This is a genomic window from Enterococcus sp. C50 (assembly GCF_040887505.1).
Classification (GTDB): Bacteria; Bacillota; Bacilli; order Lactobacillales; family Enterococcaceae; genus Enterococcus_B; species Enterococcus_B thailandicus.
In genome coordinates, this window is record NZ_JBFOFW010000001.1 from 141208 (window position 1) to 167375 (window position 26168).

General features: G+C 37.9%; 22 protein-coding genes. 20 read left to right on the forward strand and 2 right to left on the reverse strand.

Annotation, left to right across the window (positions count from 1 at the left end; genetic code table 11):
- Positions 1-68 precede the first annotated feature (68 nt).
- The gene (locus AB3I20_RS00645; protein WP_368026809.1) at positions 69-1310 is read left to right on the forward strand and encodes an MFS transporter; all 1242 of its coding nucleotides are present in this window, start codon (positions 69-71) and stop codon (positions 1308-1310) included.
- 57 nt (positions 1311-1367) lie between these two features.
- Here AB3I20_RS00645 and AB3I20_RS00650 read toward each other — a convergent pair whose 3' ends face one another.
- Entirely contained in the window at positions 1368-1727 is a 360-nt protein-coding gene (locus AB3I20_RS00650; protein WP_067482170.1) for a PaaI family thioesterase, read from the reverse strand.
- Positions 1728-1845: 118 nt separating this feature from the next.
- Here AB3I20_RS00650 and menB point away from each other — a divergent pair, with 118 nt between their 5' ends.
- From menB to AB3I20_RS00720, 14 genes are all read left to right on the forward strand, one after another.
- Positions 1846-2661 carry a 1,4-dihydroxy-2-naphthoyl-CoA synthase gene (gene menB / locus AB3I20_RS00655; protein WP_067482168.1) on the forward strand — a complete coding sequence of 272 codons (816 nt, stop codon included), beginning with the start codon at positions 1846-1848 and terminating at the stop codon, positions 2659-2661.
- Positions 2606-4120 (forward strand): o-succinylbenzoate--CoA ligase, encoded by a 1515-nt coding sequence (menE, locus tag AB3I20_RS00660; protein WP_368026810.1) that lies wholly within the window; start codon positions 2606-2608, stop codon positions 4118-4120. The genes menB and menE overlap by 56 nt, the downstream gene beginning before the upstream one ends.
- A complete protein-coding gene (locus AB3I20_RS00665) occupies positions 4101-5483 on the forward strand; it encodes an isochorismate synthase MenF (protein WP_368026811.1) in 1383 nt (460 codons plus the stop codon). The genes menE and AB3I20_RS00665 overlap by 20 nt, the downstream gene beginning before the upstream one ends.
- On the forward strand, positions 5473-7200 hold the full coding sequence (gene menD / locus AB3I20_RS00670) for a 2-succinyl-5-enolpyruvyl-6-hydroxy-3-cyclohexene-1-carboxylic-acid synthase (RefSeq protein ID WP_368026812.1): 1728 nt from the start codon (positions 5473-5475) through the stop codon (positions 7198-7200). The genes AB3I20_RS00665 and menD overlap by 11 nt, the downstream gene beginning before the upstream one ends.
- Complete coding sequence (gene menH, locus AB3I20_RS00675; protein ID WP_067482163.1) at positions 7193-8017, forward strand: 2-succinyl-6-hydroxy-2,4-cyclohexadiene-1-carboxylate synthase; 825 nt, start codon at positions 7193-7195, stop codon at positions 8015-8017. The genes menD and menH overlap by 8 nt, the downstream gene beginning before the upstream one ends.
- A gap of 13 nt (positions 8018-8030) precedes the next feature.
- Positions 8031-9137, forward strand: coding sequence for an o-succinylbenzoate synthase (gene menC / locus AB3I20_RS00680; protein WP_368026813.1), 1107 nt, complete (start codon positions 8031-8033; stop codon positions 9135-9137).
- Positions 9138-9302: 165 nt separating this feature from the next.
- Complete coding sequence (locus AB3I20_RS00685; protein ID WP_067482159.1) at positions 9303-11069, forward strand: glycoside hydrolase family 13 protein; 1767 nt, start codon at positions 9303-9305, stop codon at positions 11067-11069.
- Positions 11070-11177: 108 nt separating this feature from the next.
- On the forward strand, positions 11178-12437 hold the full coding sequence (locus AB3I20_RS00690) for an extracellular solute-binding protein (RefSeq protein WP_067482157.1): 1260 nt from the start codon (positions 11178-11180) through the stop codon (positions 12435-12437).
- 97 nt (positions 12438-12534) lie between these two features.
- On the forward strand, positions 12535-13839 hold the full coding sequence (locus AB3I20_RS00695) for a carbohydrate ABC transporter permease (RefSeq protein ID WP_067482155.1): 1305 nt from the start codon (positions 12535-12537) through the stop codon (positions 13837-13839).
- A 3-nt stretch (positions 13840-13842) separates the two neighbouring features.
- Positions 13843-14694: a sugar ABC transporter permease gene (locus tag AB3I20_RS00700; RefSeq protein WP_071868410.1), complete on the forward strand. Its 852-nt coding sequence runs from the start codon at positions 13843-13845 to the stop codon at positions 14692-14694.
- Positions 14695-14706: 12 nt separating this feature from the next.
- Positions 14707-15528, forward strand: a complete 822-nt coding sequence (locus AB3I20_RS00705; protein ID WP_086270918.1) for a maltodextrose utilization protein MalA — start codon at positions 14707-14709, stop codon at positions 15526-15528.
- Between the two features lie 243 nt (positions 15529-15771).
- Positions 15772-17241, forward strand: a complete 1470-nt coding sequence (gene abc-f, locus AB3I20_RS00710; RefSeq protein ID WP_368026814.1) for a ribosomal protection-like ABC-F family protein — start codon at positions 15772-15774, stop codon at positions 17239-17241.
- Between the two features lie 182 nt (positions 17242-17423).
- The gene (locus AB3I20_RS00715) at positions 17424-17756 is read left to right on the forward strand and encodes a PadR family transcriptional regulator (RefSeq protein ID WP_095803660.1); all 333 of its coding nucleotides are present in this window, start codon (positions 17424-17426) and stop codon (positions 17754-17756) included.
- Between the two features lie 15 nt (positions 17757-17771).
- The gene (locus tag AB3I20_RS00720) at positions 17772-18101 is read left to right on the forward strand and encodes a DUF1048 domain-containing protein (protein WP_368026815.1); all 330 of its coding nucleotides are present in this window, start codon (positions 17772-17774) and stop codon (positions 18099-18101) included.
- Positions 18102-18296: 195 nt separating this feature from the next.
- Here AB3I20_RS00720 and AB3I20_RS00725 read toward each other — a convergent pair whose 3' ends face one another.
- Positions 18297-19208, reverse strand: a complete 912-nt coding sequence (locus tag AB3I20_RS00725) for an NAD-dependent epimerase/dehydratase family protein (RefSeq protein ID WP_368026816.1) — start codon at positions 19206-19208, stop codon at positions 18297-18299.
- A gap of 104 nt (positions 19209-19312) precedes the next feature.
- Between AB3I20_RS00725 and AB3I20_RS00730 the strand changes: the two genes are divergently transcribed.
- The 5 genes from AB3I20_RS00730 to AB3I20_RS00750 all read left to right on the forward strand — a co-directional run bounded on the left by AB3I20_RS00730 (position 19313) and on the right by AB3I20_RS00750 (position 26089).
- A complete protein-coding gene (locus AB3I20_RS00730; RefSeq protein WP_368026817.1) occupies positions 19313-19846 on the forward strand; it encodes a TetR/AcrR family transcriptional regulator in 534 nt (177 codons plus the stop codon).
- 181 nt (positions 19847-20027) lie between these two features.
- Positions 20028-21359: a PTS sugar transporter subunit IIC gene (locus AB3I20_RS00735; RefSeq protein ID WP_071868405.1), complete on the forward strand. Its 1332-nt coding sequence runs from the start codon at positions 20028-20030 to the stop codon at positions 21357-21359.
- Complete coding sequence (locus AB3I20_RS00740; protein WP_067482142.1) at positions 21352-23646, forward strand: glycoside hydrolase family 3 N-terminal domain-containing protein; 2295 nt, start codon at positions 21352-21354, stop codon at positions 23644-23646. The genes AB3I20_RS00735 and AB3I20_RS00740 overlap by 8 nt, the downstream gene beginning before the upstream one ends.
- An 11-nt stretch (positions 23647-23657) precedes the next feature.
- Positions 23658-24644: a LacI family DNA-binding transcriptional regulator gene (locus AB3I20_RS00745; protein WP_067482140.1), complete on the forward strand. Its 987-nt coding sequence runs from the start codon at positions 23658-23660 to the stop codon at positions 24642-24644.
- A 230-nt stretch (positions 24645-24874) separates the two neighbouring features.
- Positions 24875-26089, forward strand: coding sequence for a multidrug effflux MFS transporter (locus AB3I20_RS00750; RefSeq protein WP_067482138.1), 1215 nt, complete (start codon positions 24875-24877; stop codon positions 26087-26089).
- The last annotated feature ends 79 nt before the right edge of the window (positions 26090-26168 follow it).

A 26168-nucleotide genomic window follows, 5' to 3' on the forward strand; every position in this document is an offset into this window, starting at 1 on the left:
GACACAAAAAAAGAATATTATTTTGTTGCCTAGGACACAATATGATATTTATAACAAAGGAGTTTTTTATGTTTTCTAATCAACAAAATACGATCAAATCACGTAATCAAATCGACCAAAAGGCTTTTCTTTTTGGTTTGATCTCAGTTTTTCTTTCAGGCATTGGTTTTACAATTGTTTCACCTGTGATTCCATTTTTAGTTCAACCTTATATCAGTAATCCAGCCAATCAAGCACTTGCAGTGACAGCACTGACTTCTGTATATGCTGTTTGTGTTTTTCTGGCAGCCCCTGGATTAGGTGCATTAAGCGATCGCTTTGGCCGACGAGTTGTGTTGCTGATTTGCTTGTTAGGTTCAACAATTGGCTATTTAGTATTTGGTTTAGGTGGTGCACTTTGGATTTTATTTCTTGGTCGGATAATTGAAGGGTTCACGGGAGGGACGATTGGTACGATTTTTGCCTATTTTTCAGATATCACTCCAGCTGAGGAACGAACGAAATATTTTGGCTGGATTAGTGCTGTTACCGGTGTTGGTGTCGTATTCGGACCAACGATCGGTGGTTTACTTGCTAATTTTGGTTATGCAATTCCAATGTTTGCCGGTGCTTTTGTAACGTTTCTCAATTTTTTATTTGGGTACTTCTTTATGCCAGAAAGTTTAGCAAAAGAAAGTCGCTTGACCGCAGTTCCTGTTAGTCGCTTAAATCCATTTACCCAATTAAAAAATATTCTTTCCATTAAGCAAGTCAGTCGTTTATTGTTCGCCGGTTTTTTGCTTTGGATTCCAAACGGTGCATTTCAAGCAGTGTTTTCTCAATTTACGATTGATTCTTTTCACTGGCAGCCGACAGTTATCGGTTTAGTTTTTTCAATAATTGGTATTCAAGATATTTTTTCTCAAAGCTTAATCATGCCTCGACTACTAAAATGGCTCACGGATCGTCAAATTGTTACCTTAGGAATGAGTGCTGAAATTGTTGGCTATGTATTGATTGCTTGTTCGACAATTTTTCACCAACCAAGTTTATTTATTATCGGAATGTTTATCTTTGGTTTTGGTGATTCAATTTTTGGGCCAGCGTTCAACGGCCTCTTATCTAAAGCAGTTACACAACAGGAACAAGGACGCGTGCAAGGTGGAAGTCAAGCAATCCAATCGTTAGCAAGAGTTATCGGACCATTGATTGGTGGACAGCTATATGTCTCGCTGGGACATTCTGCGCCAGCAGTTATGGGGATTTTCTTGATTTTCTGTGCAATTGCAGTGATGTATCAAACCATTCAAACAGTAATAGTTAAACATTAATCGTTTTACTGAAAACAGGTGAAGCTCTTCAAAAATAACTTGAAAGCTTCACCTGTTTTATTTGACAGCTAAGGTACAGCGTCCGACTGCGATTTTTGTTTGTTGATTTAAAAAAATGTCTGCATGCCAAACTTGTAAAGAGCGTCCAACTTTGTCTGGCACAGCAATGACAGTTAACGTACCCGTCTGTGCTTTATTGAGATGATTTACTTGTAGATCCACACCAACAGCAAAATGAGGTTGCTCTAAATGTTGATTTGCGCCAAGGCTACAAGCTGTTTCAATCAAAACACCATTGATTCCGCCATGTAGATAGCCATAAGGTTGCAAATGAATGGCGTGGATGTCTAAAGATAAGACAACTTTTTCTGGAGAAAGTTCTAGCGTTTTGATTTGTAAATGTTCCAGTAAATTCATATAAATATCACTCCGTTCTTTTTCTTAGTATAGCAGAATACTAAAAATTCCGCGGATTTTTAACCGTTTTCTTTCGTTCTTGTGTATAATAAAAAGGATGAATTGAAGGAGGAAAATTATGAGAACATGGCAAACAATTAAAGAATATAGTGAAATTTTATTTGAACAATATGGAAAAATCGCGAAAATCACAATCAATCGCCCAGAGGTTCATAATGCGTTTACCCCAAAAACAGTTTTTGAAATGATGGACGCTTTTACAATTAGTCGTGAACGTCAAGATATCGGTGTCATTATTTTAACTGGCGCTGGGGATCAGGCATTTTGTTCTGGTGGTGATCAAAAAGTTCGAGGGAATGGGGGTTACGTTGGTGACGATCAAGTTCCACGTTTAAATGTTCTTGACTTACAACGCTTAATTCGTGTGATTCCCAAGCCAGTAATTGCAATGGTTAAGGGCTGGTCAATTGGTGGAGGAAATGTATTGCAGTTGGTTTGTGATTTAACGATTGCGGCTGATAATGCCAAATTCGGGCAGACGGGTCCTAATGTTGGTAGTTTTGATGGCGGCTATGGCGCAGGTTATTTAGCGCGGGTAGTAGGTCATAAAAAAGCAAAAGAAGTTTGGTTCATGACCAAACAATATACAGCTGAAGAAGCACTAGCAATGAATTGGATTAATACGGTGGTTCCACTAGCTGATGTGGAAGATGTGACAATTGAATGGGCAGAAGAAATGTTGAAAAAAAGTCCATTGGCATTGCGCATGATTAAAGCTGCTATGAATGCTGATACAGATGGCCTTGCTGGCATTCAACAACTTGCTGGTGATGCAACGTTACTTTATTACACTATGGATGAAGCACAAGAAGGGCGCGATGCCTTTAAAGAAAAACGAGAACCAGATTTTGATCAATTCCCTAAATTCCCATAGGCTACATCCAAGGAGTTGGTTGCAGCAACAAGCACAGCTTCATCCAACTAGACCAGCTTTTTATTTTGAAAATAAAAGGTGGTCTTTTGCTGCATTAAATCAATCTGTCCAAAGATACGCGACTTATTTTGCACAAAAATTGCCTGAAAACGAAAAAAGAGTAGCCATTCATAGCCAAAACTCAGAGCAATGTTATTTGACAATTTTGGCTTTGTGGGAGTTAGGTCTTGAAGTTCAGTTCTTAAACACACACCTGACATCGGAGGAGATTGCATTTCAATTAGCTGATGCTGAAACTAAGTGGCTGATTACAGAACATACACATATTTTTGTAACTAGTTCTTTACTGGAATTTCCAAGTCCAACACAATTGCCTGTAGTGGATCAACTGGACTACCATGATTCTGGTTATGATGAGGAAAAAATTGCTTCTATTATGTATACATCTGGAACGACAGGGAAACCAAAAGGAGTGCCACAAACATTTGCAAATCATCGTGCCAGCGCTTTCGCAACCAAGATGAACATGAAACTAACAGCTTCTGAGAGCTGGATTTGTTGTTTGCCTCTGTATCATATTAGTGGTTTGTCAATCTTGTTGCGTTCATTAGTGTTGGGTATTAGTGTTCGTTTACATACGAATTTTTCTCCAGAAAGAATCCATGAAGAGCTATTGGAAGGGCAAGAAATCTGTCTTTCTGTTGTGACAAAAACGTTAAAAGACCTTCTACCGCTTGTTCCGGAAAATGGGTATGCTACTGCACCAAAACTATTATTGGGTGGTGGGCCAGTTGATCGGGAAACGTTAAGCGAATGTGTAGTCAAAAAACTATTGGTAATCCAGTCTTATGGAATGACAGAAACTTGTTCACAAGTGGTTGCTTTATCACCAGAAAAAGCGTCAGAAAAATTGGGTTCTGCTGGTGTCCCGTTGACCGGAACTAGGTTGAAAATCGAAACGAACCAGGATCAGCAAACTACTGGAGAAATTTTACTAAAAGGGCCGACAATTGCTAGTCACTATTTAAACTATCGCGACGAAGAATCATGGACACAAGATGGCTGGTTCAGAACGGGGGATTTAGGTCATCTGGATGAAGATGGTTTTTTATATGTGGATAGCCGGATGAGCGAATTGATTATCTCTGGTGGCGAAAACATTTATCCTGCAGAAATTGAATCTACGTTGCTCCAGAGTGAGTTGATCCAAGAAGTCGTGGTGGTAGGACGAAGAGACGAACGCTGGGGACAACGACCAGTAGCCTATTTAGTAGTGAGAGAAATGGCTGATTTAACAAGTGATGAATTAGCCAGAGTCTTACAACCGTTAGCAACGTTTAAACATCCTAGTGAAGTCTTTAGTGTGTCGCGTATTCCAAAAACGGCGAGTGGCAAACCATTGAAACGACTATTTCTGACAGAAGAAAGAGTGAATTATATTGAAAATCAACTTAAGTAATTGGAAAGAAAAAGTGTCTTCAACTGAGAAAGCCTACTTTAGTTATAGTTATGAACTTCCGTCTCAAGAATTTGGTCAATTATTTGCTAAAACTAGCGACTATCGTGGTGCGCGTTTTTTTTGGCAAACCCCAGACCGTCACTTAAGCTATATTGGGTTAGGAACAGTGAAGCAGTTTTTCAATGCGGAAACAGAATTTGAAGCGATTGAGCGATTTAAGAAGGAGTTTTTTAAAAGTTTTTGCATGGTGAGTAAACGAAAAGAAGCACCTATCTTATTCGGTGGGTTCCCGTTTGACCGTGAGGGCGCAAAAGAATCATTTTGGGGAAAGTTAGAAAATGGCTACTTTTTATTACCTGAAATTTTGTTTACTCAAAGAGAGGATTTTTGCGTAGTCACGCTAATTTGTCATCAAGAAAAAGGAACTTGTGACTCGAAGTTTTTTAAAAGACTCGAGAAACACTTTGAATCATTGGAAAATGAAGTTGCGAACTTACTCGATCACCCTCCTGTCGAATCTTCATGCACAAATGTCGTTAGGAAAGAACGAAACGTTGGCGCGTTTGTTTCCTTGGTTGATGAAAGCGTGGAGGAAATCAAAAAAACAAATGCTAAACTCAGAAAGGTTGTTCTAGCACGTCAAATGGAACTCAAGGGAAAGTCTTTTTCAATCGAAACAATTGTCGAAAATTTATTGCGACAACAACCAAATACTTATGTTTTTGCCTTGGAGGACAAACAGCAAGCTTTCGTCGGAGCAACGCCTGAACGACTTGTTGAAGCAAGCAGAACGATGTTTGCAACAGCGGGCATTGCAGGTTCAATTTCACGAGGGAAAAATCAAACAGAAGACCAGGAAAATAGTTTGAAACTTTTAAAAGACGCTAAAAACTCATATGAACATCAAGTGGTAGTCGAACGAATCAAAAAGCAGCTAAAAGATTTTACGCAAGGTGAATTGCTTGTTTCAGATAAGAGTCTTTTAAAAAACCGAGACATTCAGCATTTATTTGTAACTGTCAAAGGTTCTAGGAAAGGGCAAACTAGTTTGCTAGATGTTGTTCGAGAATTGCATCCAACGCCTGCATTAGGTGGAGAGCCTAAGGCAGAGGCTTTACGTTGGCTGGCGGAAAAAGAAGTCGCCGGACGAGGACTTTATGGCGCACCAATTGGTTGGCTTGACTTAACCGAAGATGTCGGTGAGTTTGCAGTGGGGATTCGTTCAGGTATTTTCAGCGGAAATCAAGGCTTATTATATGCTGGATGTGGAATTGTTGATGATTCAGATCCAGAAGCAGAACGATTGGAAACAAGGTTGAAATTCCAGCCAATGATTAGAGGGGTGAGAGGCAATGACGAGTAAACAAGAAACAACTAGTTATCTGTTAGCTTTTATTCAAGGCTTAAAAGAAGGTGGGTTAACGAAGGTAGTCATTAGTCCTGGTTCACGCTCTACACCTCTAGCACTATTGCTTTTTCGCGATCCTGAAGTTGAATGTTACGTTGACGTTGACGAGCGCTCTGCGGGTTTTTTTGCCTTAGGCTTAGCTAAAGGATCAAAAAAAGAACTAGTTGCCTTGTTATGTACATCTGGGACAGCGGCAGCAAATTATTATCCAGCAATTTGTGAGGCCAAAGAAACCAATCATCCATTGGTTGTTTTAACTGCAGACCGCCCGCCAGAACTACGTGAAGTGGGTGCACCTCAAACGATGAATCAACAGGAGCTTTATCGGACCCATGTGAAAAAATTTGTGGAGTTAGCTGTTCCGGAAGGCTCGGAGTCAATGCAACGTTATAGTTATTGGCAAGGTGTCCAGCTAGGATATACTGCTCAACAAATACCAGTGGGGCCTGTTCATGCCAATTTACCTTTTCGTGAGCCATTGCTACCAGATTTAGATTTTCAGTTAGAAAAATCTTTTAAAAGTGAAAAATTGACGAAGAATGAAGAAGCAGTCCAATCAATACCAGAGCTTTCAGATTGGTTGGAAAAAAAAGGATTATTGATTGTTGGAAATGAAGTGAGTGTAACAGAAGCACAATTGTTGATCCAGCTTGCAGAGTATTTGGGCTGGCCGATTATTGGCGATCCGCTAACTAATTTAGCAACCTGTGGTAGTCAAAGTGAGAATTACTTGAAGCATGCCGAGTTGATTTTCTCTAGTAGCAATGTGGAACAGCCAGAAGTAGTGATTCGTTTTGGTCGGCTACCAGTTACGAAAAATGTCATGCTGTATTTACAAAAACTAACTAGAGAAACGACGACTTTTGTGTTAGTCGATGAGCAAGAACAGTGGCAAGACTTATTACACGTAACCAATTACTTTTTACCTTTCACGATTTCCGTTTTTTGTCAATCAGCCCTAGCTGTGGATTCGATAGAAAAACAAAAGCATTCAAGCTGGCTAAATGGATGGAAGCAAGCTGAAGAAACAGCACAAGTCGTACTTCAAAAAGAAACCCTGTCACAGTCTTTCAATGAAAGTAGTGCCAGCTTGAAATTGAGTGAGTTACTTTATGCTGATGAACAACTTTTTTTATCAAACAGTAATGCCATTCGTTTTGTAGACCGTTATGCAATGAGTAGCGTCACTTCTTATCCAGTATTTGGTAATCGTGGAATCAATGGAATTGACGGCATTGTTTCAACGGCAGCCGGTATTTCAGCTGCTACGATGCAACGGACTTATTTATTGATTGGGGACTTGGCACTTTTTCATGATATGAATGGACTGCAAATGATCCGTTCATTGAAGTTACCAGTTACAATTGTATTACTCAATAATAATGGTGGCGGAATCTTTTCTTTTTTACCGCAAAAACAATTGGATAAAACAGATTTTACTCCGTTATTTGAGACACCACTTTCATTGGATTTTGCAAAAGTGGCTGATTTATACGATGGCCAGTATATCAAACCAACTTCCTTAGCTGAATTTGAATTTGCAATCGAGAAAAGTCGGTTTGCTGATCGTTGGACATTGATTGAGATTGCAGGAAATCAAGATGAACCAGTGCAGTTTTGGCAAGAGGTAGTAGCTGAATACCGAGAAAAAATCGGTGAAATAAATGAATAAGATCATTCGTGGCGTAAAATATGCGTATAGCTGGCAACAAAAATACGATCCTTCAAAGGAGACGATTGTTTGCTTGCATGGTTTCACTGGAACGAGGCAAACGTTTCAGTTGCTTCAAGATCCAATATATAATTTCCTGTTCATTGATTTGCTTGGCCATGGTGAATCAAGTATTTTTGTACATCCGTGGCGTTATCAATTGTCCGAAATAGTGAAGGACCTCAATCAGTTGATACAGGAATTAGGAATTAACCAATGGTATGTTTTAGGCTATTCTATGGGGGCAAGAGTCGCATTAGCTTGGGCGATTGAGCATCCAAGTAAACTTCTTGGTGTCATTTTAGAAGCTGGAACTCCTGGAATTGTAGACGAGCAAGAAAGAAAACAGCGAAAAGAGTCTGACCGACGATTAGCGCTCAGGCTATGGCGTGAACCACTCGTTGATTTTGTAGATTTTTGGCAAAATCTTCCGTTATTTTCTAGCCAAAAAAAATTACCGAAAGAAATACAAAAAAAGATTCGAGATGAGCGATTGAGTCAAAATAAATTTGGTTTGGCAATGAGTTTGTGGTTTATGGGGACAGGTGTACAAAAAAATTATTGGTTGGAATTAGAAGAGTTAAAGCAACCAGTTCTATACGTGGTAGGGGAACAAGATCCAAAATTTCTTGCTATTGGGGATACGTTGTGTCAGCAACTTCCACATTCGACATTGGCAGTTATTCCTGATAGTGGTCACTGTGTGCATCTGGAACAGTCACAAGCTTTTGCGAACAAATTGTCTCAATGGTTAGCAAAAAGAAAAACGCACTGTTAGTGAGGAACATGTGATGAAAATTATGAAAGTTGAGCAGTACCAACTACGTTTACCATTAGTTACCCCTTTTCAAACCAGTTATGGTGTCCTTAACGAAAAAGCGTTAGACCTTTTGATTTTAGAAGATGAGCTAGGCAATCAAGGATACGGAGAGCTAGTTTCTTTTGAAAAACCTGATTATATCGAAGAAACGATTGGTGCGGATCGGCAACTTATCGAACAGCAATTAGTGCCACGTCTATTTCAAGCTGATTTGCAAAAGGTAGGGGATGTTTGGTCATTGTTTCAAACTGTCCAAGGAAATTTTATGGCAAAATCAGCATTGGAAACGGCCGTTTGGGATTTGTTTGCGAAACGAGAACAGCGAAGTTTACAAAGTTATTTTGGCAGCCACAAATCAGAAATCCCAGTTGGTGTCAGTATTGGGATTCATGCGACAACAGAGGATTTGATTGCACAAGTATCAAATTATCTTGAACAAGGATATCAGCGAATCAAAGTGAAAATCAAACCGGGCTATGACATTGTGCCACTAAGTGCTATTCGTGAAGCGTTCCCAGATGTTCCCCTGATGGCAGACGCAAATTCAGCGTATACATTCGCTGATTTAGAGTTATTTAAACAACTAGATCAATTGAACTTAGCGATGATTGAGCAACCTTTTCATCAACGAGATTTTGTCGACCATGCCAGACTTCAACAACATCTTCAGACAAAGATTTGTTTAGATGAAAATATTCGGACATTGGAGGATGTGAAAACCGCTTATACGCTAGGAAGTTGTCAAGGAATCAATTTGAAGATTCCACGCGTGGGAGGAATCACAGAAGCTCTACGAATCGTTGATTTTTGTCAAACACATCAGTTACTAGTTTGGCTTGGAGGAATGTTCGAGTCTGGAATTGGCCGAGCGTTAAATTTACAGTTTGCTAGCCAAAATATCTTTACTTTTCCTGGTGATATCTCAGCTGCTGATCGTTATTACACTGCAGACGTCATAAAGAAACCAGCAAAAATGGAAAGAGGAAATATTGTCGTTCCTCAAGGAGTTGGTTTAGGCGTTGAGTTAGATTGGCAAGTGATTGAACAAGTTTGTGACCAGAAACAAACCTATCAATAAAATCATTGAAACAATCAGTAAACGAATGTACGAAAACAAAAAATGTTTTCGTACATTTTTTTGTTTCAAGAGAACTTGTTATCGTTAACATTTTTGAAAGCGTTGTCTTTCGTACTTGATTCTTTTATAGTGAAATTATCTTAGAAGTAAAAAAGGAGGAAATACATGAACACAGCAGCAGTTTATCATCGTCCAGAAAGCGAATTTGCTTATTTGTATACGAAAGAAACACTTCGTTTGCGGCTACGAACTGGCAAAGATGATATCGAAAAAGTATTTGTGATAAAGGGTGATCCATACACATTCACGACGGAACAGTGGTACTTAGAAGAAGTGCCGATGAAAAAAGGATTAAGTACCAATGTGCATGATTATTGGGAACTTGAAGTCCATAGTGATACGAGGAGAATCCAATATGGGTTTCATGTGATTGGCAAAGATGAAACGGAATGTTTTTATGGGGATCAAGGCGTGTTTCCTTATCAAAATCGCTTTTTAGCAGAACCAAACATGTACTTTAGAATGCCTTATTTTCAAGAAATTGATCGTTTCAAAGTGCCAGAATGGGTGAAAGAAACTGTTTGGTATCAAATTTTCCCAGAACGTTTTGCTAATGGAGATACGAATAACGATCCAGAAAACACATTACCGTGGGGAAGTAAAGCGCCGGATCGGGATGATTTTTTTGGCGGTGATCTGCAAGGAGTAATTGATCATCTGGATTACTTAGTTGATTTAGGAATCAATGGTATTTATTTCTGTCCAGTTTTTAAAGCAACGTCTAATCATAAATATGACACGATTGACTATTTAGAGATTGATCCTCATTTCGGTGATAAAAAATTATTTAAAACATTAATTGAGCAAGCGCATCAACGAGGGATTCGCGTGATGTTAGATGCTGTTTTCAACCATATGGGCGATGATTCACCACAATGGCAAGACGTAATTAAAAACGGTGAAGAGTCGATTTATAAAGATTGGTTTCATATTCATTCCTTTCCAGTGGACGATTACCGGTTGACAGAGGTGCCAGAAACAGCAGAACATCTTTCGTATGATACGTTTGCATTTACGCCACATATGCCTAAGCTAAATACGGCAAATCCTGAAGTGCAAGCACATCTTTTAAAGATTGCGACTTATTGGATCGAAGAATTCGATATCGATGGTTGGCGATTAGATGTAGCAAATGAAGTCGATCATCACTTCTGGAAGAAATTCTATACAGTAGTCACTGAGGCAAAACCCGATATCTATATTTTGGGTGAAATCTGGCATTCTTCACAAGCTTGGTTACAGGGAGATGAATTTCACGCAGTAATGAATTATGCATTTACAGATTCAATCAAAGATTATTTTGTGAAAAAGAAAATCAGTGTTTCGCAAATGATTAGCGGAATGAATCAACAACAAATGCTTTACCGAGACCAAGTCAATGAAGGAACTTTCAATTTATTGGATTCCCATGACACAGCGCGAATTCTCACGATGTGTGAAGAAAATAAAGAGTTGCTGAAAGCTGTCATGACGTTCATGTTTTTACAAAAAGGTTCACCTTGTATTTACTATGGAACAGAAATTGGTTTAACAGGACATGATGATCCTGATTGTCGGAAATGTATGATTTGGGACGAAGAAAAGCAAGACTTGGAACTTTTTGCCTTTATGAAAGAACTTATTCATTTGCGCAAACGGTTGCATTTGATTTTATCCGAGGGAGAAACTTTGTGGAAAACATCACCTGAAACACAAGGAATTATTTCGTTTGCTCGACAACTAGATCAACAAAAAGTTCAAGCCATTTTTAATGAATCAGAGAACGTGTATGTCGTAGACCAACCAAGTGAAGTACTTTTTTCACAAGGTGTTCATGTCTTGAAAGATGAAAAAATTGAGATCCAACCACATGGGTTTATTCTTAGCTGCTGATATTTTGTTACCGGTAACAAAGAGAAAGCGGTTGCACTAATATTTTTAATAACAGTATAATGATTTTAGTAAGAAAACAGAAAAATAAACTACAGGGGGAAATAAAAAATGAAAAGTAAAATGATGAAGACATTAGGTTTAGGTTTGCTTTCAGTCGGTGTGATTGGTGGACTTGCTGCTTGTGGTAATGGTGGGAAATCAAACAGTAAAGCAGCAGATGATGAGAAAACACTAACGATTTCTGTTGATTCAGGTTATACCGATTACATGAACGAGATTAAAGGTAAGTTTGAAAAAGAGAATGATGTCAAAATAAAATTAGTTGAAAAAGACATGTTTGACCAATTAGAAGCGTTAGCTCTTGATGGTCCTGCAGGAAAAGGGCCAGATGTGATGATGGCTGCTTATGACCGAATCGGTGCTTTGGGACAACAAGGTCACTTAGCAGAAGTAAAATTAGGAAATGAAGCAGATTACGATGAAACGGATAAAGCACAAGTAACTTATGATGGCAAAATTTACGGAGAACCTGCTGTAATTGAAACACTGGTTTTGTATTATAACAAAGACTTGATCGATGCAGCGCCAACAACATTCAAAGAAGTCGAAGATCTTGCGAAAGACGAACGATTTGCATTTGATTCAGAAGCAGGTAAAAACACTGGCTTCCTAGCAAAATGGACTGATTTTTATTATTCATACGGACTACTTGCAGGTTATGGTGGTTATGTTTTTGGTGAAGATGGAACGGATGCTTCAGATATTGGTTTGAACAATGCTGGTGCAGTTGAAGGAATCACTTATGCAACTGACTGGTTCCAAAATGTTTGGCCAAAAGGAATGCAAGATGTGACTAGTGCTGGCGACTTTGTGACACAACAGTTTACTTCAAACAAAGCAGCAGCGATTATTGATGGACCATGGCAAGCACAATCATATAAAGAAAGTAAAGTTAACTACGGCGTAGCAAAAATTCCAACATTAGATAACGGTGAATCTTACCAACCATTTGGTGGAGGTAAAGGTTGGGTTGTTAGCAACTACGCAAAAAATAAAGATGTGGCTCAAAAGTGGCTTGATTATGTGACTAACCAAGAAAACCAAGAAACATTCTTCGAAATGGTCAATGAAATTCCTGCAAATCAAAGCGCACGTGAAACAGCTAAAGCTAAAAATGATGAATTGACAACTGCGGTAATCGAACAGTATGAAACAGCACAAGCAATGCCAAACATTCCGGAAATGGCTGAAGTTTGGACAGGGGCAGAAAACTTAATGTTTGATGCAGCTTCTGGTGCTAAAACACCAAAAGAATCTGCTAACAGCGCAGTCAAAACAATTACTGAGGCAATTGAACAAAAATATTAAAGTTCCACAAAGCTAGACATAAAGGAAGAAGGGGAGTGGTGGCTTAGGTCACTTCCCCTTTAACTAGTTAGAATCAAATGATTAGGGGGCGTTTTAGATGAAACAGTCTGGAACGAAAAATGAAGTTCAAGTCAATAAAGTGACACTTTTTTCGCTAATACCTGGCTTCGGTCAGCTAGCAAATGGACAAAAAGCGAAAGGAATTGCCTTTTTCAGTATCTTTCTTATTTTTGTGATTCAAATGATCCTTGGTGGTTTTCAATCATTAGTTGGATTAGTAACACTGGGAAGTATCCCTATAGAAGATCATTCATTGTTTATTTTGATTGAAGGAACATTACAATTAATCATCACGATTATTTTCTTTCTCTTTTATGGTTTAAATCTTTATGATGCACGACGTGTCGCAACTATGCGAAAAAATGGCCAAAAAATCAATGTAACAATGAAAGAAACGTTGCAGACTATTGGGGATGAAGGATTTCCTTACTTACTAACTTTACCAGCCTATCTTTTAATGATTTTTACCATTATTTTTCCAGTGTTGGTTACCTTATTTACAGCATTTACAAACTACGATTTCAACCACATTCCGCCTGCAAGCTTGATTGATTGGGTGGGATTCAAAAACTTCTTTAGTATCTTCTTTTTAAGTTCCTATCGAAATACTTTTTTATCTGTTTTCAGTTGGACAATCATCTGGACTTTGTGTGCAACAACTTTGCAAATTAGCTTAGGCGTGTTGACTGCCGTAGTTGCTCATCAAAAGTTTATTAAATTTAAACGTGTATTTGGTATTATTTTCTTATTACCTTGGGCGGTTCCTGCTTTTATTACAATTATGAGTTTCTCTAACATTTTTAATGACAGTGTTGGAGCGATTAACACACAAGTTATCCCATTTTTGAACAACTTACCTTTGGTTGATATTGGCGCAATTTCTTGGAAAACAGATCCGAATTGGACAAAAGTGGCAATTATTCTTGTTCAAGGTTGGTTAGGTTTCCCATATATCTATGTCATGGTCACTGGAATCTTGCAGTCAATCTCTGAAGATTTGTATGAAGCTGCAAAAATTGACGGGGCGAATGCTTGGAAACGTTTCTCAAATATAACGTTACCTGCAATTTTCTTAGTGGCGGCGCCAACATTCATTACGCAATACACAGGGAACTTCAACAATTTCTCGATGATCTACCTATTTAATAATGGAGGGCCAGGTAGTGTTGGTGGTGGCGCAGGCTCAACTGATATTTTGATTTCTTGGATCTATAAACTGACAACAGGGACATCACCACAGTATTCAATGGCTTCGGCAATTACATTGATTATTTCTGCTGTAGTAATTTGTGTTTCCTTGCTTGTCTTTAAGAAAACAAATGCGTTCAACATGGGGGATTAGCAGATGAAAAAAATAAATTCTAGTGCGAGATTTCAACGAAGCGTGTCACATTTTTTTACTTATGCCTTCTTGATATTTCTCTCAATCATTATTTTATATCCACTATTGATTACTGCTAGTACAGCATTTAAGCCAGGGAACATTGCTGCATTTAGCTTAGACTTATCCGGTGAATGGACATTAAATAATTTTTCACGTTTGTTTAATGAAACATTGTATGGCACTTGGTATAAAAATACCTTGATTATTTCTGTATTAACAATGGTGATACAAGTAACGGTTGTAACATTAGCAGGTTACACATATAGTCGTTATCGCTTTATTGGTCGCAAATCAAGTTTGATGTTTTTCTTAGTTATTCAGATGGTGCCAACAATGGCGGCTTTGACTGCCTTTTATGTTATGGCATTCTTGCTTGATGCGCTAGACAAGTATTGGTTCCTAACAATGATTTATATTGGTGGTGGCATCCCGATGAATACTTGGCTGATGAAAGGCTATTTCGATACTGTGCCGATTGACCTTGATGAATCAGCGAAGTTAGATGGCGCAGGTCATTTTCGAATTTTCGCTCAAATTGTTTTGCCATTAGTTAAGCCAATGATTGCCGTTCAAGCATTGTGGGCATTCATGGGACCATTTGGCGATTTCATGCTATCGAAATTTTTATTACGCACACCTGAGAACCAAACCGTAGCAGTTGGGTTGCAAACATTTATCTCTGATGTGACGAATCAAAGAGTATCGTTATTTGCAGCGGGAGCAATCTTAATTGCTTTACCAATTTGTTTGTTATTCTTCTTCTTACAAAAGAACTTTGTTACAGGGCTGACTTCAGGCGGAACCAAAGGATAGGAGGTATCAGAAATGCAAACTTTCCCATTTAATTATTTCGCCAGTCTAGCTGGACCAAAACGTTTGTTTGCTGGACGAAAGGAACTTTCATGGCCAAAATTGTTCTTAATATTAGTCTTTTTAGTCTCTTTTATGACGATCCCAATCACTCTTTATTACGCAAATCAGGTTACAGCAATACCGAGTCAGCAATTTTTAGCGGTCAATCAGATGATAGATCAAGCAGGTGTGGAGCAATTTTCTCACTTACGAGTTGTCAACGGCGAATTAAAGGGGAAAGAAGCTATCATTTTTGAAAACCAAGAGCTGATAGTGGGCGTGGATTTACCAAAGAGTGTTCAACAAAAGGGTACGTTTATTAATTTTGAAAAAACACAGTGGCACATTCAGCAACAAGAAAATGGACAAACTAGAAGCTATACGATGAACTATGGGCCGTCTTTTACACCAGCAATGAGTCAAACACCACAAGAATTTGAACAATTTCTAGAAGAACAATTTTATCTCAGCAATCGTCCAGTGATTATTTTGTCCTATAGTCTAAGTTTGGGGTTTATCTTACTCGTTATGACTATCATGATTTTGTTTGGCGCATCTCTCTTTTTATGGATGACAAGAAAGAGTCGTTTTTCTTCTATCCAAACGTTTAAGGAAAGTGCGAATCTAATGCTGAATGTTTTGGGTGTAGGATCGATTCTTGCTGCGGTAGTTGGTTTTGTACATTTTGATCTGATTTTAATGTTAGGTATCCAGTCAACGGTAGCTGTTTTGTTACTATTATGGATTTTCGCGAAAACAGGCTTCAAGGATGAACGGCAAGTAGCCGAGGCTTGAAGGACATCGGTATTTTTGTTATAGTTTAGAAAAGAAAAAGTAAAGGAGAACAAAGATGACTGCTTCCATGAAATTGCGCATTGAACTTTTAATGACATTTAGTTAATAAAAAAGTCCTAAGCACATGTGATTTCAGGGGATGAGTGTATCCTTTTTCCTTCGATAATTTTGATTGAAATCAAAGAGGTGGCTTATGGCTACCTCTTTTTTGTACACTTTTCCCTCATAAAAGGAGCGGAAAAAATGGAAACTTTAGCTGTTAAATTAATAAATATTGAAAAAAATTTTGGCGCCAAAAACATTTTATCTATTGATGAATTAACGATTTATCAAAATGAACGAATTGCAATTATTGGAAAAAACGGAAGTGGAAAATCAACATTACTAAAAATGATTGCTGGTAAAGTTGAGCCTGATCGTGGAAAAGTTCAAAGAGAAATTGAATTTAATTACTATGCCCAAAGCGAAGAGCTAACAAAGGTCCACGTTAGTAACCAACTAGATGGCGAACTGTTAAGTCGATTTGCTGTTCCAACAATGGGAATGGAGACTCTTAGTGGGGGAGAACAAGCGAAATTTCGTTTAGCCAATCAGCTATCAGATTATCAAATGGGCTTATTACTGGACGAGCCAACCACTCATTTGGATAGCCAGAGTATTGAAACATTGATTAAAGAACTAAGTTATTATTACGGTACATTAATTGTAGTTAGTCATGACCGATTCTTCATAAACCAAATCGCGACCAAAATTTGGGAAATTGAAGAGGGACGCGTGAGAGAATTTCACGGAAATTATACGGAGTATGTGAAACAAAAAGAAGCAGAGTGCATCGAAAAAGAGCGTTTAGCAGATCATTTTCAAAAAGAGAAGAAGCGTTTAGAACATGCTATCAAGAAAAAACAAGCACAGGCAGAAAAACTAACACAATCAACGAAAAAACAGAAACAAAAAAGTCAACGTCCAGATCGGCTAGCTTCATCAAAACAAAAAGATACGGTCCAAAAATCTTTACAAAAAACAGCAAAAGCAATGACCAGTCGTTTAGACCAATTAGTAGAACAAACTGTTGATGTGAAAAATCAAAAAATTATTTTTCCTGTGCCAAAAACACTGGAAATCCATAATAAATTTCCAATCATGGGAGATCGGGTGACGCTGGAAGTTGCTGGAAAAAAGCTAATAGAAGAAGCTACTTTTCAATTTGGGTTAGGAAAAAAAATTGCAATTACAGGTGCTAACGGTTCTGGAAAATCGACGTTATTGCGTTATATTCTTGACCAAAAACGAGGCATAATTGTCTCTTCAAATGTTATTTTTTCTGTTTATCAGCAAATGGACTATCAATTAACAAGTGAGGAACCCTTATTAGCTTATTTATTGAAACAAACGGAATATCCAGAACCTTTTGTGCGAGCCTTGCTAAATAATTTAGGGTTTAAACAAATAGAAATCACTAAACCTATTCGTGAGTTGAGTGGTGGTGAAGCCACACGTTTGGCGATTGCCTTACTTTTTACCAAACCAGCAAATACGCTAATCTTAGATGAGCCAACGAACTTTATTGATGTAAATACGATGCAAGCTTTAGAAGCATTAATCAAACAATATCCGGGAACTGTTATTTTTACTTCTCATGATACGTTATTTGTTCATGAAGTGGCAGAGGTAGTTTATCAAATTGAAAATCAAAAGTTGATTTTGAAAAAATAAGTTTTATGACTATTTTCTCACAAGAAAGAGTGAAGCTGCGGCCTTATCGGTCGTAGCTTCTTTTTTTGGGTATCTTTTTTAGAAATACACACAAAAGTTTGACAACTTAAGTAATAAGTAATACTATATAGCGGTGCTTAGTAATACTTATTACTGAAAGTGGGAAATTTAAGGAGAAGGATATGGAAAATTTAACAGAAATGCTCAAAGGCGTACTTGAGGGTTGCGTCTTGGAAATCATTAGTCAGCAAGAGACGTATGGCTATGAGATAACAAAAAAGCTAAATGCTCTTGGGTTTACTGATGTGGTGGATGGCACAGTGTACACGATTTTGTTACGTCTTGAAAAAAATAAACTGGTGGATACGAAAAAGAAGCCCTCTGATATAGGACCACCAAGAAAATTTTTTACCCTCAATGATGCTGGGCGAGCTGAACTGGCAATTTTTTGGGAAAAGTGGGCATTTTTATCAGAAAAGATGACTCAATTAAAGGAGGAAACAGTAAATGAATAAGTTTTTGATGATTACTTGAATGTAAAAAAAATCATTACAAGTAAAAAAGAATATAAAGCACAAATGGCACGAGTCGATGCGTTGCCAAATGATTACCAATTTGTTTTCAAAAAAATCCAAAGCCATATGTGGAAATTTGCAACTGGTAGTGGTTATGACATGATGGCAGTGCAATATGATTTGATTGATCTGTTTGAAGAAGGTATAGCTGACGGGAAAAAAGTTCTTGAAGTGACGGGAACAGATGTGGCTTCTTTTTGCGATGAACTGTTGAAAAGTACAAAAACGTATACGGAAGATTGGCGCGAAAATTTGAATCGTGAAATCAACAAAAAGCTGAGATAAGTCTAGCTATTTTTTCCGACAAGTACTTGATTCGGTTCAGAGAATCACATTTAAAATAGGATTGGGACAAAAGTAATCTAAATAAAAGAACGCCTAAAATTCGTTTTGTAAACGTTAATTTTAGGCGTTCTTTGAAGTGAAGAATGTGCGATGAATGACTGGATTTTTAATTTTGCCCCAGACTCGTTCTTTAACTTAATTTTCGATTGCTTCGAGTACCGTTTGACGTCCATCTCGTGGTTGCCACCCCAACTTGATCGCTTTTTGATTACTATGAGTATATTTACGTTTCAACATGGGAACTAATGAACGCAATTCGCCAACAAATTTGGCTGCAAATTTTAAAGCAAAATCAGGGACGATAATTGGTTGATTTCCATAAATTCGACTGATTTGTGCGAAAGAGAGGTCTGTATTTTTTGCTAAAATTCGTTCGCCAATCGTGTCATTATTTTCTAAAGCTAAAAGATGTAAATTAGCTAGATCGTTAACATCTGTCACTTCAAGCGTAATTTTTGGTACTAAACGAGAACGTTTGATACCATCTAAGACACCATTTGATGAGCGGTTACTGGTTAAAGCCTTACCAAAAATAGCGCCTGGTAAAATTGTTGTCAAAGCTAAATCATACTTTTGGGCTAATTCCCAAGCCTTTTTTTCTGCAGCAAGTTTTGATAACCGATAAGCATTGAGTTCTGGATTGTGCTGATCAGACCAATACGTTTCATCAATCACGCCTGTCGTGCTTGCCAAAGGAGTAGCTGCTGCTTGACTGGAGGTCATGATAATCCGTTTGATTCCAGCTTGATGTGCAGCATCAAAAACATGTTGAACACCTTGAACAGCCTCATCAATCAGTTTTGGATCGTTGGAATTTTCATGTCCAAGAGGGCTAGCAACATGGAGAATTGCATCAACACCAACCATCGAATCTTTCCAACCAGAAGCACTTGTTAAATCTGCAGCAAAGTAAGAAACACCTTCAAAAATAACAGGAGCTCGATCCAAATTCCGAACAGTTCCATTAACTTCGTAATTTTTTTCTTGCAATAATTTTATGATATGAGTTGCGACAAATCCATTTGCGCCTGTGACTAATACTTTCATTTTTTACCTCCTAGTGTTACATTTGTTATGGATGCTATTTTAGAAGATAAAAAGTGCCTAATCAAGCAATTGATCGGCATTTGTAACAGAAGGAGGAATCTGTTATGGCAGTGACAAATTATTCAAAAAGTATCAAAGAGGATACCAAAAAATGGCTCACATTAGCTACACTCGAATTATTAAAAACAACACAGTTATCAAAACTGACAGTTTCTGAAGTAGCTAAGAGATCAGGTGTGAGTAGAATGGCATTTTATCGGCATTTTACTGATCTAACACAAGTGTTGACCGAATATTATGAACCAAAATTTCAAGCTATTTTTGATAAAACAATCAACAAAGTTAGTCCTGAACAGAAAATTGATGATTTGTCTGAATTTTTTCAAGAACTGACACCAGATTTCCAAGCGGCTATTGAAGGAGGTCACAAAGAGATTATCTTTCAACTCTTTAGTAAACAAATGGCCCGCTTTTACGATGAAACGACCACTTGGGAAGATTGGGAAGGAAGTAAACGTTACTACTGGATCAAATTTATGTCAGCTGGCATCTTTGAAGTGTGGTTGAGTTGGATCGAAACGGGACAGAAAGAAAGTATTTCAGCAATGACAGATTTAATTAAGGAATTTCATGAGTAGTTATTTCTTAAAAAACAAAATCTAAAATACCCATCCAATTTTTTGGTTGGGTATTTTTTTAGTTAACTAGCTATTTTACAAAAAAATGAATCCGCCTCCAAAAAAACTGTTGCAAAAAATAAAAGTCATGCTATAGTGAAGTTGAACCGGTTCAACTTATTTAAATGGGGGAGATTTACTAATGAGTTTTGTAGACAAGTTATCTGAAAAGTTATTACCAATCGTTTCTAAGATGAACAACCAGCGTCACTTACTTGCAATTCGAGATAGTTTTATCATTACGATGCCACTAGTAATGGCGGCGTCTGTCATGGTCTTGTTAAATGCATTGATTTTTTCTAATGCCTTTGTTCAACAATGGATTGACTTGAGTTTTCTAGCAAACCTGGCTTCCATCGTCAATAATGGTACGATGAGTATTTTAGCAATTGTTGTGTGTTATAACATCGGCTGGAATTTAGCAAATCATTACATTCGATCAGGTGAGATGAATGATCCGGCTTTTAGTGCAGTACATGCAGGTGTGTTAAGCGTTGCTGTTATGTTTATTCTGATGCCGTTGAAAAGCAGTGTTACTTTGGTGGACGGTAGTACAGCTGAAGCAACTGGCGTATTTTTACAAAGTCTGACTTCTTCTTCCGGTCTAGCAACGGCGATGATTGCTTCCATTGTTGGGACAGAGTTATTTATGAAGCTAGCAAAAATCAAGAAGTTAAAAATCAAAATGCCTGATGGTGTTCCACCGGCAGTTGCTACTTCATTCAATTCTTTAGTTCCTGAAACAGCAGTTATTCTTTTATTTGCTATTTTTGTTTTTCTACTGGATAAGTTTACTGGTCTTGATTTTCCAAGTTTGATTGAATTAGCCATTCAAACACCTTTAAAAGCTTTCGTCTTATCTGTTCCTGGTATTTTATTTTTACAATTCTTCTCTGATTTTCTTTGGGTTTTTGGTATGCATGGTTCAAGTATTTTGGCACCAATTCGTCAAGCACCATTATTACAATCGATTCAAGAAAATATGGATGCTTTTTCTGCTGGAAAAGAAATTCCTAATATTATTACCGAACCTTTTACGAATGCATTTGGATTAATTGGTGGAGGAGGCTGTATCTTACCATTAGTGATTGCGATTTTGTGGGTTTCAAAACGACAAGAACAGCGACAAATCGCCAAGTTTGGTTTGACAACTTGCTTGTTCAATATTACTGAACCTGTGATGTTTGGGCTACCAGTCGTAATGAATCCAATTTATATGATTCCCTGTGCGCTTATTCCATCAATCAATTTAGTTATTGCTTATGTTGCAACAAGTGTTGGTTTGATTGAAAAAACAGTTGCTGCAGCACCATGGATTACACCGCCAGTAATCCAATCATTTATTGCAACTGGGGGCGATGTAAAAGCAGCTATTTTGACTGTGTTATTAATTATTTTAGACGTCTTTTTATTTGTACCGTTTGTATTAGCTGCAAATAAAGCACGACAAGAAGGAGCGGGGGAACTTGGCTAAGTATCCATATCAAAATCCAGAACTAACGATTCGCCAACGTGTAGAAGACTTATTGGCACGCTTAAGTCTTAGCGAAAAAGTTGGGCAAGTCAATCAGCATCTCTATGGCTGGGAGTGTTATAAAAAGGAACAAGAAGCTGTTGAATTAACAGAAAAATTTAAGAATCATGTTCAGTGGGGTGGTGGCTTAGGCGCACTTTACGGGTTGTTTCGTGCAGATCCTTGGTCAAAAGTTGATGATAAAAATGGAATTGCTGCAAAGGATAGTTGGAAGGTAGCAAACCAAGTGCAAGAGTACGTGATTAGCCATTCTCGTTGGGGAATTCCCGCTTTAATCGTTGAAGAGTGTCCTCATGGGCATCAAGGACTGGAAAGCATTTCTTATCCTACGAATGTTGGTCGAGGTAGTAGTTTTAACCTAGAACTAGTTGAGCAGACAAGTCGCTTAATGGCGAAAGAACTAGCAGCAAAAGGTGTGCACTTAGCATTAGTTTCAACCTTGGATTTATTAAAAGATCCGCGCTGGGGAAGGTCAGAAGAATGCTTTGGGGAAGATCCGATTCTCAGTGCACGAATGAGCGAAGCAATTGTTCAAGGTTTTCAAGGTTCTCTGATTTCTGATGAAATAGCTTTCTTGGATCAACGAGTGGCAGATATTAATCGGTCTAAAGAACAAATTGGTGTGGTCTTGAAGCATTGCATTGCACAAGGGGAGGCTCTTGGTGGTCATAATTCTGGAACTGTTCCAATTGGCAGACGAGAATTTGCAGATGTTTATACACCGTTATTAAAAAGTACACGTAATGCTGTCGGAGTAATGGCTGCATACAATGATATTGATGGTGTCCCTTGTCATGTGAACCATGAATTGTTTGAACAAAACCTGCGAGCAAAAATGGGGTTCCAAGGATTGGTCATGGCAGATGGGATTGCTCTGGATCGTCTGAATGATGTATATGAAAGCCAAACAGAAGCAGCTAGCCATGCATTAACTGCTGGGATTGATTTAAGTTTGTGGGATGAAACTTATACTCGGATTGAAGAAGGTGTGTTGGAAGATGTGATTGACGAAACCATGCTTGATCGGTCTGTCCGACGCATTCTAGCAATTAAATTTTTATTGGGATTATTTGAAGATCCTTTTATCAAAGACCCGAAAGATCAATGGGAAGAGTTATTGACAGAATCAAGAAAATTAAATCAACAGTTGGCAGAGGAAAGCTTAGTTCTTACTAAAAACAATGGTGTGCTTCCGCTAAATCCAAGCGGGAAAAAAGTTGCTGTTATCGGACCGAATGCAGATAACTTGTATCATTTGTTGGGTGATTATTCAGCTCCACAAACAGAAATCCAATTAGAAAAAACGGTTTATCGGGAAATCAAGCAGCTATTTTCTTCAGCGACTGTTACGTATGCCGAGGGTTGCGAAATTCGAAATGAAGTATCACAAGAAGCAAAAATCGAAGAAGCACTTCAAGTAGCAGGAGAGGCAGATCTAATCATTACTGTTTTAGGTGGCTCAAGTGCGCGAAATTTCGATATGGAATTTTTACAAAATGGCGCGGTCTCATCAAAAGGGGTAAATATGGACTCTGGAGAAAATGTTGATGTCGCCTCGTTATCTTTAGGAGGAAAGCAAGAATTCCTCTTAACTGAACTGTCAAAACTTGAAAAACCACTCGTTTCAGTAGTAATCCAAGGTCGTCCATCTGACTTGTCATTGGTCGAAGCAGTGTCTGATGCTGTTTTGATTGGCTGGTTTCCAGGCCAAGAAGGAGGAAAAGCAATCGCGAAGACATTACTCGGACAATCAAATCCAAGTGGTCGTTTAAGTGTTACTTATCCTAGAAATAGTCAGCAATTACCTGTTTATTATTATCAGAGAGATGCCTCAAAACAAGAGAATTATTATGATTTAAGTGGCAGTCCACTGCATGATTTTGGGGAAGGGTTAAGCTATACCACGTTTGCTTATTCAGCACTTCAATGCAAAACAAATGTTGACAAACTAACGGTATCCGTTAAAGTTAAAAATAAAGGAACGATTGCTGGCAAAGTTAGTTCGCTTGTATTTGTCAAACTCCTTGGAGGATCTGTTATTCAGCGTAAAAAATTGCTGAAAGCTTTTAGCAAACATGAATTAAAAGCGCAGGAAGAAAAAACGGTGACGTTTGAGTTGTCTCCAGAGGATTTTCAATATGTAGGTGCAGACAATTGCTGGCATTTCGCCAAAAAAGCAAAAATCATGGTTGGTGATCAGGAGGCAGAAATCAATTGTGATTGGTAGGAGTGGGAGAAATGGCATCAATTAGAGACGTTGCTCAACTTGCTGGTGTTTCAGTAGGAACAGTATCACGGTACTTGAATGGTCAAAAATTAAGACAATCAAATGTTGAAAAAATTACTTCAGCGATCAAAGTTTTAGACTATAAAGAAAATATTATTGCCAAGGGGCTTAAAAATAATCGAAGTTTTTCCATTGGCTTACTGATGAACAGTATTTCTAGTCGATTCGGCTCAGAAGTTGTGTCAGGAATTGAAAAAGTTGCTGAAGCAAATGGTTATAGCATACTACTTAGTGGTTTTTCGAAAAGTGAAAAGCAAATGGATGAGAAAATTGATTATTTGTTGAAACACTCCGTGGATGGATTGATTGTCTTTTTATCAAGTGAAGAGTGGATTGACATGGAAAAATTAGCACAAGTCAACGTCCCAATTGTCTCTTTGAATTATCCAGATCCATTGAACAATGCAGATGTCATTTTATTGGATGATCGTGAAAGTGTCTCAAATGTGATTTCCGATTACATTGCTAAAGGCCATCAAAAAATCGGTTATATCACTGCTCCGCAAACAGATTACACAGCAAAAGAACGACTGTTAGGCGCAAAAGATGCAGTCGAGAATCACCCCGAAGTAGCACTTGAAATTTACGAAGGGGATTACACCAGAAGGAGTGGCTACCAAGGAACAAAAGAATTATTAATGGCAAATGCAACAGCTATCTTTGTCAGCAACTACAATATGTCTCTTGGATCCTTAGAATGTTTTAATGAACAAGGAATTTCTGTAAAAAAAGACATTGCCTTTGGTCATTATGACTATTTATCTGAAGGGGAGCAAAGTATTTTACCGCAGGTCACGATTAATCCGCCAACCGAAAAAATTGGTGAAACGGCAGCAACGATTATCCTTGAACGAATCAAAAGAATACCGGAAAACTTGCCATCTGAAAAACAAACAATTATTCTGAATAACCAGATTTTAGGTATGGCTACTGAATAATAGTGGAAAAGTTTATTTGATAAAAGGAATCGGGAAGAATTAGTAGTTGATTTCATAGGAATGATGAAAGACGTGCGAGATCAAATGAGGTCTCGGCGTTTTTTGTTTGCGGTGAAAAATGACTTAAATGAGTATTGTTCTCATTTTTTTGAAAAAAGTGAAAATTTACTGGTTTTTTTATTGATATTTCCGTTTTTCCATGCTATTTTCTTTTTTGAGGTGAAAGGAAAATGATTGAAAACAAAAAGAAAATATGGTGGCTATCTATTTTGCTTGGCACATTAAGCGCCTATGGCCCCTTACTACTTGATACTTATTTACCAGCTTTACCAGTGTTAGAAACGGACTTTGGCATCCCGACATCAATGGTTCAGTTAAGCTTGACCATGTGTTTAGCAGGACTCGCATTTGGTCCATTGTTTATTGGCGCAATCAGTGACCGTATCGGGCGGAAGAAACCACTTCTATGGGGCATTGGTATTTCTGTCATTGCCTGTTTATTATCAGTATCTGTCACAAATATTTGGTTATTTTTAAGCTTACGTTTGATTCAAGGAATTGCTAGCTCAACTGGCGTTGTTCTGACGCGAGCAATTGCAAAAGATTTATTTTCTGGAACTCAATTGACTCGATTCATTGCAATGTTGATGGCAATCAATGGTATTTTTCCAATTGTTTCTCCTTTACTGGGCAGTTTTTTCCTGAGCTATTTTTCTTGGCGAGTTATTTTTATTTTTCTTGCAGTAATTGGTTTGTTATTGTTTTTAGGTATTCTAATCGGGTTTAAGGAAACGCATGAAGTCCAATTGGCAACTGAAAAAGTTGATCAAAGAGCAGGTTGGCAAGCAGTATTCAGCGATCGGCCATTTATGATGTTCGTGCTGATTCAAGGTTTCGTTTATGCAGCGATGTTTTGTTACATTTCTGGTTCGTCCTTTATGTTACAAAATGTTTTTGGTTTGTCGGATAAAATGTTTAGCTTGATTTATGGAATCAATGGAATCGGAATTGTAGTTGCAGCAGAACTTGCTGGTGTGTTATCGAAGAGAATGAGTAGCTTCCGTCAGCTAGGTTGGGGAGTAGGTCTTGGTTTTTTGGGTAGCATTTTAGTGATTATTAGTGGCATCCATACAAATCACTTGTGGTTAGCTCTGCTTGGGTTGTTGTTAGTCGTGTCGACATTGGGGTTAGTAAATGCAGTGGTAACAACAATGGCGATGGAAAGGCAAGGCAAACATGCTGGGATTGCTTCTTCCGTACTTGGATTAGGAATGTATGCAATCGGGATGGTCTTCACGCCGCTAGTAGGAATCATGGGAAGCAATACGTATTTACCTTTAGCTGTATTGATTTTTATTTCTGAAGCATGTGCGGTTATTTTATATAGAATGTTAGGAAGAGATATCTTTTCGAAAGAAAAAAAGAAATCACTGTTAAAAAATTAGTTAAGTAAAAGTGGCTGAAACAAAAGGCTGGCTTTCGTTTCAGTACGTAATTGAATGTTGAAAAGAGGAGAGGCTGGAC